This window comes from Paenibacillus sp. Mc5Re-14 (genome assembly GCF_001049835.1).
GTDB classification, from domain to species: Bacteria; Bacillota; Bacilli; order Paenibacillales; family Paenibacillaceae; genus Paenibacillus; species Paenibacillus polymyxa_C.
On sequence record NZ_CVPD01000001.1, the window covers coordinates 1,534,547 to 1,550,609 of the forward strand.

Below are 16,063 nucleotides of genomic sequence, written 5' to 3' on the forward strand. Positions count from 1 at the left end.
CACGAAGTGTCCCCATTATTGAAAGTTATTTTTTTCATAACGTACTGCGCCGCAACTCATAAAAATACTGCACAATCGGATGCTTTAGCTTCATCTTCTCAGACATGTTTAAAATTCGCTTTTTTCCTACTCGTCTGTCCACTAAAGCTAGAATATTCAATAAGATATCATTACTCTCTAAGCTGTCCTCTATAGAAGTAGTTAAAAATTTATTAGCTACAACATTAAAATTAGACTTGCTTAATAAGGCCTGTGCTGACAAAAGCTCCTTTGCATGCTCTGATATTTTTCTACCTCTTGCTATTACTTGTAGACGATCCTCCGGAACATTCTCATTAGTATCTTTTCTGATCGCTTCAATTTCTTCATTGCTGATAGGAACTTGGATATCTGGATCATTCTTGATTTCCAACTCCGTCTGATACCATTTGATTGGACTAGTGATATCGTTCATATTGAGTATGTTCTTCTTATCTACAGTTATATAACAAACTCCAGATTTATCAGGCAAATAACGGTAACTGGTTGCCCGGTATTCGACCCTACCGTCTAACGCAGGACAGAGGAAGCTCTCCAGTTGTTGCTTCAATTTACTCCAGGACATATATCCTCCTATGTTTTTAATGCCTATTAACAGCCCGTCCCCAACTTGGCAATTTAATTTCCATGTTCCTCTACCTCATCATGATTCTTGCTTCCAAACTCATCAAGCAATGTACGCACTTCACTTGTTGATTTGGCGTTCATTAAGCTGTTTCTGAGTTCACTTGCCCCTCGGAATCCACGGACATATATTTTGAAGAAGCGGGCGAGAGGGCTGAACGAACGTGGCTCCTGCGCTGAATAATGATCATGGAGATCTAGATGTAGCCGCAGCAGTTCAAGCAATTCCTCACTGCTGTGTTCCTTCGGCTCCTTCTCAAACGCAAATGGATTCTGGAAAATACCACGCCCAATCATAATGCCATCTACTCCATATTGCTCAGCGAGCTTCAAGCCGGTCTGACGGTCCGGAATATCTCCGTTAATGGTCAGCAGTGTATCTGGTGCCACCTCATCACGAAGTTTCTTAATCTCCGGAATCAGTTCCCAGTGAGCGTCTACTTTGCTCATTTCCTCTCTTGTCCGCAGATGAATGGACAAATTCACAATGTCTTGTTTCAAAATATGGGTCAACCAGTCGCGCCATTCGTCTACGGCAGTGAAACCGAGCCTTGTTTTTACACTGACGGGCAGTCCCCCGGCTTTGGCGGCCTGAATGATATCCGCTGCGATTTCGTGACGGCAGATCAGACCGCTTCCCTTCCCATTCTCGGCTACATTCGCTACAGGACAACCCATATTAATATCGATGCCTTTGAAGCCTTCTTTCGCCATACCGATGCTCATTTCACGGAAATATTCCGGCTTATCTCCCCAGATATGGGCCACCATGGGCTGTTCATCCTCTGTAAAAGTCAAACGCCCGCGTACACTTTTGTTCCCCTCCGGGTGACAATAACTCTCTGTATTCGCAAACTCCGTAAAAAACACATCCGGTCTGGCTGCTTCACTTACGACATGGCGAAACACAACATCCGTCACATCTTCCATCGGTGCCAGTACAAAAAAAGGTCGTGGCAACTCACGCCAAAAATTATTCGTCATATCAAAAACTCCTCTATAAATACCAGGACAAATCTTTGGCCCCAAAATGGTAAATCTAACCTGTTCATGTCCTTGCTTCTTCTTCACATATAACATGTTTAAGCATCGTAGTTCAAACAGCAGTATATGTTAAGCATAGACATCTAAATGAGTATATCATACTCAATAGAAGAGCATACTTCCCAAAAGCTCGCAAAAAAAGGAAGAGCGCCGCCCCTCCTTGCCATCTTCTATAACGTACTGCGCCGCAGTTCATAAAAATACTGCACGACATAACTTCCCCCAGCCTATGCCGTTCCCAAGCGAATGGCTTAAAAAAAGAGCCGAGGAATAATATCCTTGACCCTTTTCGTCAAATTCTACACATGAATACCCAAAATTTTCAGCTGTTCATTGATTTTGGCTTCAAGTTCAGCGATTTCTTTTTTATCTTGCTCTAAAAGCTTACTCACTTCGGCAAGATCAATGACTTGTTCTTCTTCAAACGTATCCACGTAGCGAGGAATATTTAAGTTAAACTCGTTTTCTTTGATTTCTTCAAGTGATGCCACGTGAGCATATTTATCAACATCTACACGATTTCGGTACGTTTCGATAATCTTATTGATATTTTTATCAGTAAGTTTGTTTTGATTTTTACCTTTTTCAAACTCATTGCTTGCATCGATAAACAAGATGTCTTTTGTTTTACGATTTTTCTTGAATACTAAAATCGTAGTTGGGATGGATACGCCGTAAAACAAGTTGGCAGGTAAGCCTATAACTGTATCAAGATAGTTTTTCTCAATGATCGTTTGGCGAATCGCACCTTCCGCTGCACCACGGAACAAGACACCATGCGGTAATACAATCGCCATTGTTCCAGTATCATTCAGATGATACAAGCTGTGTAAAATGAATGCATAATCTGCCTTAGTTCGGGGAGCGAGTTTACCATATTCCCTAAAACGTGGATCTTTGAGTTTCGTTTCGCTATTGTCCCAATGAGCAGAATAAGGAGGATTCGCAACTACAGCATCAAATGAGCGTGGGTGGTCAGTTCCTTGGGCATCTGGTCCATCAGGCCAATCGCTTTCAAGTGTGTCAGCATTAGACAGAGTCATGTTATTAAATGAAACACCATGCATCATCAGATTCATACGAGCCAAGTTGTATGTTGTCGTATTCTTTTCTTGACCAAAAAATTTAATCGCCCCGGGTTTATCTCCACCAGGCAGCTCACCTTGAACCGTTAATAACAATGATCCCGAACCGCAAGTCGGGTCATATACTGAAAAGGTATGTTCCGATTCTTCTACATCGTCCGTTACAATTTTAGCCAATACTTTAGAAACTTCATGAGGTGTGTAGAACTCTCCACCTTTTTTACCTGCACTTGCTGCAAATTGACCGATGAGGTATTCATAGATTGCACCAAGAATATCCTTGTTATCTTCACCCTTGTATTCAATGCCATGAACAAGCTTTACAATTCGGTTAAGTGATTTTGCACGTTCATTGGTAGAAGAACCTAGACGCGAGTCTCCAAGATTAATGTCGTTAAATACGCCACGAAAATCTTTCGCAGCTTCTTTATTTAATTCAGCGTTTCGATTGAAGTTATCAAAAATAGTTTGATAATCACTTGGAATCACCATGCTATTATCAATCTTATGCACTAAAGATTCCCAAGTATCAAGCGGTGCAATGGCATAGCCTAAACTTGCAGAAATATCTTCTAAGTAGTCATTCAACTCGTCACCATTCGCTTGTTCTAAGTAAGCACTATTGATCGATTCACCAGCGGCAACATCAATAACATTATTTTCAACTAAATACTGTTCTTGGTGTTCTGACAGATAACGATAAAACATAAAGGCTAAAATGTAGTTTTTGTATTCTGCAGCATCCATGCTTCCACGAAGCTCATTGGCCATCGCCCACAGTTTTGTTGTAATAGCTTGTAGATTATTGCTCATATTGTTATTTTCCTCCTAGATAAACATTTGTTGTAGTAGTGCTTTCTTCTGTTCTTGTAAGTGTTCCAGCTTACGCTGATGAAGGGTGATGAGGTGGTCGAGCTGTTTGAAAAAGGTACCGATTTGCTTTTGTTCGTCCATTGATGGAACAAGAATTTCTGCATCTTTTATATCATTAGAATTAATGGATTCAAAGGTAGACCCAGTACTATATTTTGTCCAATATCCATTTTGTTTCATATTTCCAAGCAGTTGAAAAATAAATTCATTTCCCTTGATACCAGCTACACCTCGGCCTAAAACCACATCAAAGTCAGTCTTACCAACATCCCCGACTGGAGCACGTACACTTAAAATTAAATCACCTTTATCAGCTTGTTTAGTAATTTGAGTTGTCCATACTCTAGGAAACACTTTTCCGTTTTTCATATCAGCATTTCCTTGGACAAGAATATAGTCATCAGGATTCTCTGTATAATTTTCCGAATTAGGTGATTGTCCCATCGTAATATGAACTTCATCCCCCAACCTACGCTGTTCCCAAGCGTCAGTGAAACCAGGGAAACGAACTTCAGGAAAATCCTCGCCATTTTTCGGAAACATTTTTTGAAGCAATCCAGCCTTCAAATTTCTCACGTTATTTAACTTACGCTGATGAAGGGTGATGAGGTGGTCGAGTTGTTTGAAGAATTTTCCGATTGTAATCTGTTCTTTAATTGAAGGAAGCAATAACTTGTACGATTGGAGGGTTTTAAAATATAAACGAACTCGTGTCCCACCCTTTTTTTGCATATGTGAAAAGTTAGCAAAATCTTTTGAATTATTCAAATTAGAAAGGATAAACTCATCAAAAGCTTCCTGATTGGTAGTAAACACAGGATATTCTTTGCTTACAAGAACAGGCGTACCCATATTGTTTTTGTTGAAATGAAAAGTAGAGTCGTCTGACATATGTCGATAAGTTATATAATTTTCTGGAACCAGATGAAAAACTAATGTTTCATCTATACCACTCCGTGCACCAATAAAGTATTCGTTTTGTAAAAACAATCCTTTACGTGATGAAGTAACTATTGGATATATTCCTCCTTTAGTAAACTCATTGTGTTCTTTTAATAACTCCCCCAACTCACGCTCTTCCCAAGCATCAGTGAATCTAGGAAATCTTAATTTAGGTACATTTTCTTTATGTTCGCTCATGACTGCTCTCCCTGTATGGTCTTAATTACTCTATCAAAATCAGAAACTATTTTCTGATGCTTATTGAATTCTTTATACTCGCCAATAGCCTTTTCCTTAGCCGCACTTTGTGAAATGTGCTCATTTCCATCCAGGATTTCATAGCGATTGAATGTTAAGAATTCATCAATACTTTTTGCAAAGTCCTGCATGCCCAGTAAGATCTCGTCTTCGAGCAGACGCTCTACATAGTCGAAATACGCGGATACGTTACGCTCCAGACTGCGAATTTGTTTTTCCGATAAATAATTCTTCGCAACGGATACGTCAGATTGTAAGATACGGCCATCGGGCGAGTTCTTCCAAGAAGTGAGACCCATGTGTTCTTTATCTTTATCGGCACTGTCATAAACAATTTCAGCAGCCGTTTTGCCTGTAATGGCATAATGAAACTTGTTTTGAACTGTCGCATAAAACTTCTTGGTGATCTCTGCGTTCCTGTCATAGTCGTATGAAATTTCCGCAAATACATCTGATATTTGTTGCCATATACGTCGCTCACTTGCTCGAATGGAACGGACAGTTTCAATCAGCTCACGGAAGTAATCCTTGCCAAAAACATTCTCACCTTGTTTCATCCGTTCAACATCAATTTTAAAACCTTTAAGGATGTATTCTTTCAAGACATCCATTGCCCATATACGGAACTTTGTTGCCTTTTGTGAATTTACACGATAGCCAACTGATATAATGGCATCCAGATTGTAACATTTAACAGTGTTCGTCTGTGTCTTTCCTTCTATTGCACCATGTTGAGTGGTATTTTCCAAAATAGAAATAACCACTTTTTCATCCAATTCTCCAGACTGGAAAATATTCTTCAAGTGTTTGCTGATGGCTGGAACTCCAACATCAAAAAGTTGTGCAATAATCTTTTGGGTTGCCCAAATCGTTTCATCTTGAACAAGCACTTCGACTTTTTCATCGGCATCATACATTAAAAATTGTATTTCGTTCATCACAATCTCCCATCTGCAACCCTTATTGAACAGTTTCGACCAGGTTAACTTTCTGCCAACTCATCCGCTAGCTCATAAATTGCGTCTCGCAAACCGTTGCGATATTTCATTCTAGCTAAAGACTGCACGTTCTCATCATGAGCCAGTGTCATGTAGTCAGAGCTGGCTTGAGCGATAATATCACGAATTTGACCCGTGTCATCCAAATCTTTCTCTCCGTAGCGATGACGACTAAACAACTCTCGCATTTGAGCACTTGTGATAATATCAGTGATTCCCCACTTCACTCGGAAGTCAAGAAACCTTCGATCCAGGCTGACGTTGTTTGCTTGCTGGATAATATGTTCACTGTCACTCAGCTTCACAGGATACTTGAAGTCAGAGCCTGCAGGTGGGAAGTGACCTTTGATAATTGCAGTAGCTGCATTCATAATTTTAGTCGCATAGTTACGATCATCCAACCCATTCGCAAATTGGTTGATTTTTTCTTGCGTCTTTTTGGCTTCTTCATCTTTGCCTTCGTGGACTTCGTTCAATAATCGTTCCACGAGTTCAGTAAGATAATCGTAGTCTACTTTAACATCCTTCACATGTGTCATGCGCAGTTCGATTTGATAGATAGGGATTTTCTTCTCTTTAGCAATATGTGACTTTAGTTCATTGGTTAATACTGTTGTCAACATGACTTCTTGATCTGAAGTCATCCCTAACTTCTCTATTAACTCATCTCGATCATCATAGTTAAATCCGACTTTTTCACCATCAACTTCATCTGGATCATATTGCTTTAATTTTGCCATTCCTCTGTTATATTCACGGAGCAAATCGAGCATCTCGTCCTTTTTCTTTTCAGATGGAGGCAACTGTTGAAAATCAGATGTTAAGCTACCTAGCTTCCCCACCACTTCTTTCACTCCATTAAATACATGTTCAAATGGTTTAGCGATGATACCATCTTTCTGATTAGATTCACGTTGTTCTTCTTCAGACAAAATGGCTGAGTCTTTATTGGCATAAACAGCAAGTGCTTTATTCATTAACTTCTCATTTTGAGCAGGCCATCGGTAATTCACCACACGTCCCCATGGCTTCTCTTGCATATCTGCAATACGATTCGTTCTTGAATAGGCTTGAATTAACCCAGCACCTTTCAAGGTTCGATCCACATAAAGTGTGTTAAGTTCAGGTGCATCAAAACCAGTCAATAACTGGTCAACCACAATAACCAAATCGAGGAAATTTTGATCGGTGACCGATTTATTTAATCGCGAAGTCACGTCTTGGGTATAGCCAGAAACATCATCCATTCCAAAAGATGTGCCAAATTCAGCATTATAAGCTGTCATGGCATGGTGCAAACCTTGATTTGTGGCAAGCATACTATCATTGTTTGACGTGTTTTGACTAAATGTCACCGCAACTTTTAATGTTTGTCCGCCATTCTTCTTATTTTCTTCGTTGACACGTTGAAACTCCTTAAAATACATCATTGCCATTGGCGTACTTGCTTTACCACCACCCACATGAGTTGTGAACAAAGCATTATACTTGCCTTCATTAGAACGATTACGCCAATTTTTGAAAATGTCTTGCACTACTAATTTAATATGATCCGAATTTTCATCGTAGAAACTGGGTTCAACAGCATCATCCATATCTTCCTGGGAAAGATTGTTGATTTTCTCTTGAATTCGTTCTTCATTCCAGTTGGGATAACGTTCACGGTAGAACGCAGGAAGATATTGTTCTTTCATTTGTTTTTCGTCAATTGTTGTCTCAAAATCCACCTTGAATCCTAACACATTACGGTCAGCAATCGCTTCACGAATGGTATATGCATGTAATAGTGGACCAAAAATATCTTCTGTTCGAAGACCAGTGGTCGTTTCATCAAACATCGGTGTTCCCGTATAGCCTACCCAAGCAGATTTCTTAAAAGCCTTTTGGATATTCTTGAATGAGTCACCGCCAGTTGAACGATGGGCTTCGTCCACGATAAATACGATATTCTTATCTGGAGCTTGAAAGGTTTTGCGTTTTACCAAGGTATCCAGTTTTTGAACCGAAGTAACAATAATGCTGTTGTCTTTACTTTTAAGCTTACGACTCAAATCAGTCGTATTGTCTGTGTTCTGAACGCTACCAAACGTGTCTTCTGTCGCATCAGGATCATAGGCATTGTAATTTTCATTGGTTTGCTTAGTTAAAGCAATTCTATCCACAACAAAGACAACCTTGTCCACTTTCGGCATACGACTTGCCAGCCATGCCGTTTTGAAGCTTGTGATCGTTTTACCAGATCCCGTTGTATGCCAGATATAACCGATTTTATTGGTACCAAGTTCAAAATCTGAACGTTTCAAGCCCTCGATCACATTTTGTGTCGCATACACTTGATACGGACGCATCACTTTCAACGTTTGTTTGTTCTTTGTTCCGTCCAAAATCATGTAGTTAGTAGCCATTTGATGCGCCATTGGAATCGAAAGCATAGAATCAGCAAATTCTTTCCAGTTACGCACGATGGTATTGTCACTCTTGCGTTGCCAGTTAAAAGCAAAATCCTTATTAAATTTATCTGCCGTCGTATTCGCCATATACTTCACATTATTTGGTGTCATTGCCACCAAAATTTGCAAGGTTGAGAAAATATCACGATACTGATGATCTGCAGCATATTGCTGCATCTGATTGAGCGCTTCATCGACATTACGCGTATCACGCTTTTCTTCAATTTGAATGATTGGTAGACCATTAATCAAGAGAGTTGTGTCAAAACGACATTCTCTTTTTCCTGTGATCACTGATGGTCGTTTGATTTGATTGACCACTTGATAAACGGTATCTCCAGCCCCTATTTGTTTTTGGTCAAATACAGTAAGAAACACATGACGTCCATCATCTAAATCTATTTCGATTTGCGAAACCCCATTTAAACCATATAAGAACTGCCCTGCTTCATAGGGGGTCTGAATATCAGAGATAATTTTCTTAACTTGATTAAATTCCACCACACTTAACGGATGGTCAAGCGTATTCTGATTGTGTTGTTCCAGGATCGCCTTGAAATTATTCCAGAGTTGTTCTGTAGATTTAATATGCGGTTCGTATTTCCATAATTTTGTTTTCACTATGTAGCCAGCACTTGATTCTTTGATATCAAAGTTACCCGTTCTTTCAGGATGTTCTTGTTCTACAATTGTGCGACTCGTCAGGTATTGAATTAATTCTGTTTCAAATTGATTCTCGGTCATTTATTGATTGCCCCCTAAGCTTTTCTAATACTATGGTAGTTTCCAAATTTGCCGCTCTAATTTTCAATGCTTCTAGTCGCAATTGGCTGAAATAGAGTTCACCGATTATGCGCTGTTTTTCTATTGTTGGCAGATCTGGTAGCTCAAGCTCTTTCACTTGTTTCAGTGTGTATTTTAGAACTTGAGACCCCTGTAGCCCCTTTTGAAACTGTTTCTTAATGAATTTATCTTCATTAAGTAAGTAAACAAGATATTTTGAGTCAACCTTTTCATCAGTTACTAATTTAACGTAGTTTTGCGTGTATAGATATCCCTGATGCTTCACACCAACTATAGTAGATTTTCCCGATATCAAACTAAAAACAATATCCCCTTGACATAGCGTACTGACCATATCCAAGGTCCGTACTTGTTTGCTGTCACTACCATTAGAATCAATACCAACCAAATCATCTTCAATATCTTGTTGTCCATAATAGGTATAAAGTGGTGCTTTATCATCGAACACTTCTATAATCCTAAATTGCGGTGAACCACTCACGAACTCTACTATACTATCTAACTTCTTCATATAAATTCGTGCCTTTCTTAAATTAACTTTCGTTGTCGATACTTGTATCTTATAAGAATGTTTTTGAAAATGCAAGCGATATTTTTAATTTTAAAAAATTACGTTTTCTACATGTGTCGAGGCGATGGAAAGGATATATTTAACCTTATTGTATTTTTTATCTATTATAATAAATAGCCCTCTCAATATGTCTGCCTTCTGCATAATACATTCTTGCCAACTGTTTTCACCTCATCGAAATATCTCAACTAAATCAAAGGTCTATACACCTGAGGCAAAAAAATACTACAATTCATTTTTTATACCAAATATTCCATAATTAATCTTTACTTATTATACAATATCATATTTATGTGTAATATATGGAACCGAAAAAGCCCTTGAATAATACCAAGGACCTAATTTATTGTAAAGCTAAAATTATTACTTTGACTATTCGAGTTTGTAGCAAAGCTAGACAATGAAGAGAGGCTATTCAATCAACATCGATTAAAATTATTATCAAAGTAGTTTTTCATGATTGCGTTTACTATATATAACTCGTCGGATTTCTACAATATCATCAAAAACAACGTAGAATACAATATAATTCTCAACAACAAGCATTCGAAATTCATCCTTAAGCTTAAAGTTGTTTTTATAGAGATGTCCAGAGAAAGGAAATTGTTCTAACTTTGAAATGGCCCTATCTAACTTATCAACAAGATTAATTGCAGCTTGTGGTGCAGAAAGTTGTTCGCTTATATAATTAACAATCTCTAGCAAGTCTGATTGTGCTAGGGTGAGGTAACGTAATTTATACTTCTTTTCCATTAGAGGACTCCTTTAATTTTGATTACGTATTATGAATTCCTAATTTTTCAAGCAGTACTTGCTTTTGTATGACAAATCTTTCTTTAGTTTCTTTGATTATTTCTTCATATTCCTGTTTGTTGTATTTGAGTTTCTCACCTACTTCATTCATTAATTCTATAGTAAATGATGGGACTTCAAGTTGCTCTAATTTAGAGGGATTAATTAGTTTAATTGTAGTACCAGTTTGTAGACCATCAATCATTCTACGTCCTACCTCACTTTGTAAAAATTCATACAAAACATATACGTTGTACCGTTTAGGATCCACTCGAATAATCGATAAATTCCCGCTAATAAATGCCTTTTTATACGGCTCTTCGACAATGACAAACTTGATAGTTGAGCCTTTGGAAGTAATTAGAATATCCATTGGTTGAATCGCAAACTTTTCCAACCAATCTGGCTTTTTATAAGTTATTTTTGACTCTTCATCATAAGTAATTCTTCCATCCTCTATATCTTTAATATTTAGAAGATAGTGTGTAGTAGCTATAGAAAGTTCTTCATATTCCTCTTTAGACAATTGAACACCACGTCTAATCTCAGAAATCTCACCAAGCTTAACTGTTTGGTGAAATGAATTTTTAAGAATATCAAAAACTAAATATTCTTTTGAATTAAGACTGTACTTGTAGTGTCTGATTTTTTCAACATCAATAAATCTACAAAACCATTCTTCTTCTGTCCCAGTCCAATAAGCGTCAATTATTTTACTTATTCCATCTTCAGTAATAGTATGTTGATTTCTATTAATCTTATATGAATGCTCACTAGCATCTATAAACAATATTTTTCCAAGTCTACTTTTCGGCTTAGCTTTATTAAAAATGATTAACTCCGTACTAATACTAGTCTTAGAGTAAAGACTCTCAGGCAGCGTGATAATTGCTTCGATTAAATCATCTTCAATAATTGCTTTTCTTATGTTAACCTCAGTGCTTCTAACTAATGTTCCTTTTGTCCCAACTACAATGGCCTTGCCTTTCTCATTCAGATGATATAAAACATTCTGATAAAATGCCCAGTCAGCAGAACTCCTTGGCGGAATACCATACTTGTATCTAGGATCATTACGAGCGCTCTCACTATTCCATTTAACTCCAAATGGGGAATCTGATAAAATAAAATCAAAGGTTTGCTGCTCACCTTCTTTGCTCACAATGTCTAAAACATCTTTATTAATGATAGTTGTATTTGGCACTCTATTTACAATCATTAATAGCTTTGATATCAAACATGCGGAAACATTTATCTCTTCTCCATAATATGACATGCGGCTAGCTTCCTCTAGTGTTTCTAAACGACGAGACATCTCAAGAGCTACACTAGAAATCCCCGAGCAAAAATCAGCAAATGACTGAATATATTTAAAATCTACTAAACCCAAAGACAGTTTAGTTATCGCATCCGGAGTTTCATGTGTGCCTTCCTCTTTACTAAATTCAAATGCCAATAAATTAATAAGCTGAACAATTTCTTTTTGATCAATAAATTGAAAACTTCTTAATCTGTCTATCACTATTCTTAATGTCCGCATAGTAGAGATGCTGGTAAATTGAAGGGACGAATCAATAAGCCCCGTGAATATTCCCTTTAAATCTTCATTATGGAACTCCAATTGTTTGATTTTATTGACTAGATTATCAACTATTGAATTTTCTACTGGCTGCACCCAGTTCTGTTCAAATTTCTTTGAATTATTTTGTTCGAAGCTATCCAGGTAATAACTGGATACTACGACTAATAAAATGCGAACAGATTGCTCACTAGTATACAATCCCCTTAACTCATCAAGACATGCCTGCATTAATTTATTTAATTCAATTTCTCTATAAATCACAAGCACTCTCCTTCCCCTTTAGGTATAGGTATACCTAATTAAAATATCAAAAAAAATAGGTATTTATATACCTAAAATATATCTTAACATGGTGTAAATTGGTTTGTCAAACACTCCCAATACCTTTTGTATCCATCATATCACTAAAAACCGAGAGCAATCCCCGGTTTTCATGACACAACTTATTCCTCTTGTTTGGTGCTAATTTTCATTCTTAATTTATTAAAGACCTCAGCGTGGCTATAACGTAATTTCGAACTATCTGCCTCTAGCTCTGCCTCTTTCAACTTTATAAAAATCTCGTTATCGTGCTGAATATTCTCATATTGCTCAATGCTCATGACAACCATATCGCCATATCCGTTTTTTGTGAGGAAAACTGGCTCACGGCTCTCGTGAACAATTTTTGATATCTCAGTAAAATTATTTCGCAGATCGGATACAGGCCTAATTTGTGGCATAGAATCCCCTCCTTTACATATCGTTATATTATCATTATTATGATAACACTTCAACAATTCTAATTCATTTTGTAACTAATTTTGACCCCACCTCTATAAAGCGTCCTAAAAGAATACCTTTCAATATGAATCCGTATATCTATACCACCGACTTCTCATGCTTTTGAATTAATAAAATATATTCCCACACTCAATCCTAAAACGTTATTTGGAATGCAGGAATATATTCAAGTTGCTCTTAAACCCTCGTTCATCAATGCTTCTCATCTCGATATATTACTACTACGCACTCCACATGCACCGTATGCGGAAACATATCTACGGGTTGCACTTCCACTGTACTATACCCGCCATCCTCCAATATCCTTAAATCCCGCGCCAGTGTGCTTGGATTACAGGATACATACACCACGCGCTTTGGCTTCATCTCCAGAATGGTATCGAGCAGGCGTGGATCACAGCCTTTACGGGGCGGATCGACGACGATAACGTCGGCGGTGATGCCTTGCTCTTTCCACGCAGGAATGACATCTTCGGAGGCGCCTACCTCAAACTTTACATTACGCATTTCGTTCAATAGCGCATTACTCCGTGCATCGTCGATGGCTTCTTTGACGATCTCCACCCCATACACCTGGTCCGCATGCTGAGCGAGGAACAAGGAGATCGTACCGATGCCGCAATACGCATCAATTACCGTTTCTTTGCCTGTGAGTCCAGCGTATTCGACGGTTTTGCTGTACAGCACTTCCGTTTGTACGGGATTCACCTGATAAAAGGATCGTGCGGAAATCGCAAACTGGACGTTTCCAATGTAATCGTAGATCACTTCACGCCCCCACAGTACACGAGTCTCGTCGCCAAAAATAACGTTCGTTCGCTTCGTGTTCACGTTCTGACATATGCTTGCCACGTGTGGGATATGCTCACGAATACTGCCGACCCACGCTTCTGCGTGCGGAATATCTCGTCCATTCGTGACGAGCACCAGCATCATTTCACCTGTGCGAAAAGCGGTCTTCACAACGACATGGCGCAACAGCCCGCGTCCGGTTTCTTCATTATATGCACTGATGCCCAGCATTCGGCCAATCTCTTTGACACGTGCGACAACTTCGTCATTGCGCTCGTCCTGAATGAGACAGGTATTCATATCCACAATGCGATGGCTGCCACGTGCGTAAAAACCGCCGACAAGCCCGCCCTCGGCGACACCAATCGGCACCTGCGCTTTGTTGCGGTACCGCCACGGCTCACTCATACCGAGTGTAGGATGCACGACTACGCCTTGTACACGCGACATGTGGTCTGCATTTCCATCCGCAGAGTCAGCCAAAACCTCTGCAGTACGCTCACTGGACTCCGTAGTCACACTCAGCTTCCCGATGCGTTCCAGCACATCCACCACATGCTGTCGTTTCCAGCCCAGCTGCGCTTCGTAGCTCATATGCTGGAGCTGACAACCGCCGCATTGATCGTAGATGGCGCACGGAGCTGCAATCCGGTCAGGGCTAGCCTGCGCAATATCCAGCAGCTTGGCATAGCCATATTGTTTTTTCGTTTTCAGCACCTTGACCCGTACCTTTTCCCCTGGTAACGCGCCCGGAACGAACAGCGTAAAACCCTCAACACGTCCTACACCCTCGCCGTCATGGTTCATGCCGATGATGTCTATCACGGCCTCATCGTTCTTTTGCACAGGTAGGTCGCTACGCTCTGCACTAGACCGTTTACGATTGGAAGCTTCCTGACTCCGTCCGTCGTTACTCCGTTCATTTTTGGAAAAACGACGAGGTTTTCGTTCATTCTCCCCTTTTTTCCGAGGAAAATCGTCCATATTTTCATTTTTATTTTCGGTTCCAGCCCGAAGCATTCTATTCCCAACTCCAACTCGTGACTGTTCCAGTTCTTTGTCTTTTTTCGCCTGCATGGTCTTGTTGTGCTGCTTTCCTGGAACTGGAGTTACTGTTGCTGTATTCCGGCGGCTTTTTCCACGTCCGCTACGGTTATTTGTCATGGTTGTCACTTCTTTCTGTTCTTCTTTTCTCACTTATCTTCAATTAGCCATATCATTCAAATCGTCATCTAGACGACGTTTAACATCAACTCGAAAATGCCGTTACTCCCCACGGAGAACGGCAAGGACCGATATGTTTCCTACAAAAAAACAACTATCTTCTCTACGCTCTGTATATCGAACTGCTCAAATCAACAAAAACAGAACTATTTCCGTTGATTTCCTCACCGGAACACATTCAAATGATGCGGCAGATTCCGGAAGGTCGCTGGCAAGGTGCCTCCTAATTCGCCATCCAGGTTAAGCTGGACATAGCCAGGTGAGGTCACTTCCATGTAATCTGTTCTGAAGTAAACGATTTTCTTGTCCTGCAAATGCTCCCCGCGCAGGGCAAGTGTAACCAAGCGGATCATTTCCGCCAAATTGCATTTCCGCACAGCGATGACATCTAGCAGTCCATCATCTATTGTCGCCCCAGGAGCAAGCTTTTCAAACCCGCCGACCGAATTTGTATTCGCGATCAGGAAAAGCATAAATTCGTCGTGAATCACTTCCTGACCCGATGCCTTGATGATTAGCTCCTGTGGAGCAAGGCTGACCATTTTCTCCATACCTTTGAAATAGTAGGCCAATTGGCCAATCATCGTTTTGAGTTTGCTTGGAACTTCATACGTAAGCTCGGTTAAAGTTCCGCCGCCTGCGATGTTGATAAAGTAGCGGTCATTGGCTTTTCCGATATCCAACGGCTTCGGATTTTGGCGAATAACGAGGTCACAATAATCCTCCCAATGCCTGGGAATGCCCAGTGCTCTGGCAAAATCATTCGTCGTTCCCAGAGGAAACACACCCAGAGGCGGGCGGTTTTCCCTTTCAGCCATCCCGTTAATGACCTCATACAATGTACCATCGCCACCAGCGGCAATAATCATATCATAGCCACGCTCAACGGCCTCTGTTGCGGCACGCGTTGCGTCCCCTTCTCCTGTAGTTGCATGGCAAGAGGCCTCAATACCACCTTCATCCAGGCGCTGCAAGACATCCGCAAGGCGACGCTTCATTTCCTCACGCCCAGAGGTCGGGTTGTAGATTAATCTAGCTCTTTTCATTCCGTTACGCCACCCGTATATTTAATGATATTTATATTCACATCGCAGTTCATCACATTCAGTCTGTACAAAATATCATCATACTGGAAAAAGACCTCTTTTACAATAAAAGAAGCCATTCACTATCCAAATAAGGGAATTTCAGGTTGGAAACAC

Annotated in this window: 12 protein-coding genes; all 12 read right to left on the reverse strand. The window is 39.8% G+C overall.

All coding sequences use genetic code 11. The features are described 5' to 3' along the window. Positions 1–34 precede the first annotated feature (34 nt). The gene (locus BN1546_RS06950; protein WP_090736802.1) at positions 35–604 is read right to left on the reverse strand and encodes an SF0329 family protein; all 570 of its coding nucleotides are present in this window, start codon (positions 602–604) and stop codon (positions 35–37) included. 53 nt (positions 605–657) lie between these two features. Then, positions 658–1,647, reverse strand: coding sequence for a tRNA dihydrouridine synthase (locus tag BN1546_RS06955; protein WP_090736805.1), 990 nt, complete (start codon positions 1,645–1,647; stop codon positions 658–660). Between the two features lie 359 nt (positions 1,648–2,006). Further along, positions 2,007–3,605: a type I restriction-modification system subunit M gene (locus BN1546_RS06960; RefSeq protein ID WP_090736808.1), complete on the reverse strand. Its 1,599-nt coding sequence runs from the start codon at positions 3,603–3,605 to the stop codon at positions 2,007–2,009. 15 nt (positions 3,606–3,620) lie between these two features. Then, positions 3,621–4,805 (reverse strand): restriction endonuclease subunit S, encoded by a 1,185-nt coding sequence (locus BN1546_RS06965; RefSeq protein WP_090736810.1) that lies wholly within the window; start codon positions 4,803–4,805, stop codon positions 3,621–3,623. Then, a complete protein-coding gene (rhuM, locus tag BN1546_RS06970) occupies positions 4,802–5,803 on the reverse strand; it encodes a RhuM family protein (protein ID WP_176702327.1) in 1,002 nt (333 codons plus the stop codon). Before rhuM ends, BN1546_RS06965 begins: the two co-directional genes overlap by 4 nt. A 44-nt stretch (positions 5,804–5,847) precedes the next feature. Beyond that, entirely contained in the window at positions 5,848–9,057 is a 3,210-nt protein-coding gene (locus BN1546_RS06975) for a type I restriction endonuclease subunit R (RefSeq protein WP_090736815.1), read from the reverse strand. Further along, complete coding sequence (locus tag BN1546_RS06980; protein WP_090736817.1) at positions 9,038–9,628, reverse strand: restriction endonuclease subunit S domain-containing protein; 591 nt, start codon at positions 9,626–9,628, stop codon at positions 9,038–9,040. Before BN1546_RS06980 ends, BN1546_RS06975 begins: the two co-directional genes overlap by 20 nt. A gap of 501 nt (positions 9,629–10,129) precedes the next feature. After that, positions 10,130–10,441 (reverse strand): type II toxin-antitoxin system RelE/ParE family toxin, encoded by a 312-nt coding sequence (locus tag BN1546_RS06985; RefSeq protein ID WP_019686196.1) that lies wholly within the window; start codon positions 10,439–10,441, stop codon positions 10,130–10,132. A gap of 22 nt (positions 10,442–10,463) precedes the next feature. Then, positions 10,464–12,323, reverse strand: a complete 1,860-nt coding sequence (locus tag BN1546_RS06990) for an N-6 DNA methylase (protein WP_090736820.1) — start codon at positions 12,321–12,323, stop codon at positions 10,464–10,466. Positions 12,324–12,505: 182 nt separating this feature from the next. Beyond that, complete coding sequence (locus BN1546_RS06995; RefSeq protein ID WP_019686194.1) at positions 12,506–12,784, reverse strand: type II toxin-antitoxin system Phd/YefM family antitoxin; 279 nt, start codon at positions 12,782–12,784, stop codon at positions 12,506–12,508. Between the two features lie 253 nt (positions 12,785–13,037). After that, the gene (rlmD, locus tag BN1546_RS07000) at positions 13,038–14,801 is read right to left on the reverse strand and encodes a 23S rRNA (uracil(1939)-C(5))-methyltransferase RlmD (protein WP_090736822.1); all 1,764 of its coding nucleotides are present in this window, start codon (positions 14,799–14,801) and stop codon (positions 13,038–13,040) included. A 224-nt stretch (positions 14,802–15,025) separates the two neighbouring features. After that, positions 15,026–15,907, reverse strand: coding sequence for a diacylglycerol kinase (locus BN1546_RS07005; RefSeq protein ID WP_025677329.1), 882 nt, complete (start codon positions 15,905–15,907; stop codon positions 15,026–15,028). Positions 15,908–16,063 lie beyond the last annotated feature (156 nt).

Coding starts and splice junctions, on each gene's coding strand:
- BN1546_RS06950 (WP_090736802.1), bottom strand. CDS start 604: ATGTCCTGGAGTAAATTGAAGCAACAACTGGAGAGCTTCCTCTGTCCT.
- BN1546_RS06955 (WP_090736805.1), bottom strand. CDS start 1,647: ATGACGAATAATTTTTGGCGTGAGTTGCCACGACCTTTTTTTGTACTG.
- BN1546_RS06960 (WP_090736808.1), bottom strand. CDS start 3,605: ATGAGCAATAATCTACAAGCTATTACAACAAAACTGTGGGCGATGGCC.
- BN1546_RS06965 (WP_090736810.1), bottom strand. CDS start 4,805: ATGAGCGAACATAAAGAAAATGTACCTAAATTAAGATTTCCTAGATTC.
- rhuM (WP_176702327.1), bottom strand. CDS start 5,803: ATGAACGAAATACAATTTTTAATGTATGATGCCGATGAAAAAGTCGAA.
- BN1546_RS06975 (WP_090736815.1), bottom strand. CDS start 9,057: ATGACCGAGAATCAATTTGAAACAGAATTAATTCAATACCTGACGAGT.
- BN1546_RS06980 (WP_090736817.1), bottom strand. CDS start 9,628: ATGAAGAAGTTAGATAGTATAGTAGAGTTCGTGAGTGGTTCACCGCAA.
- BN1546_RS06985 (WP_019686196.1), bottom strand. CDS start 10,441: ATGGAAAAGAAGTATAAATTACGTTACCTCACCCTAGCACAATCAGAC.
- BN1546_RS06995 (WP_019686194.1), bottom strand. CDS start 12,784: ATGCCACAAATTAGGCCTGTATCCGATCTGCGAAATAATTTTACTGAG.
- rlmD (WP_090736822.1), bottom strand. CDS start 14,801: ATGACAAATAACCGTAGCGGACGTGGAAAAAGCCGCCGGAATACAGCA.
- BN1546_RS07005 (WP_025677329.1), bottom strand. CDS start 15,907: ATGAAAAGAGCTAGATTAATCTACAACCCGACCTCTGGGCGTGAGGAA.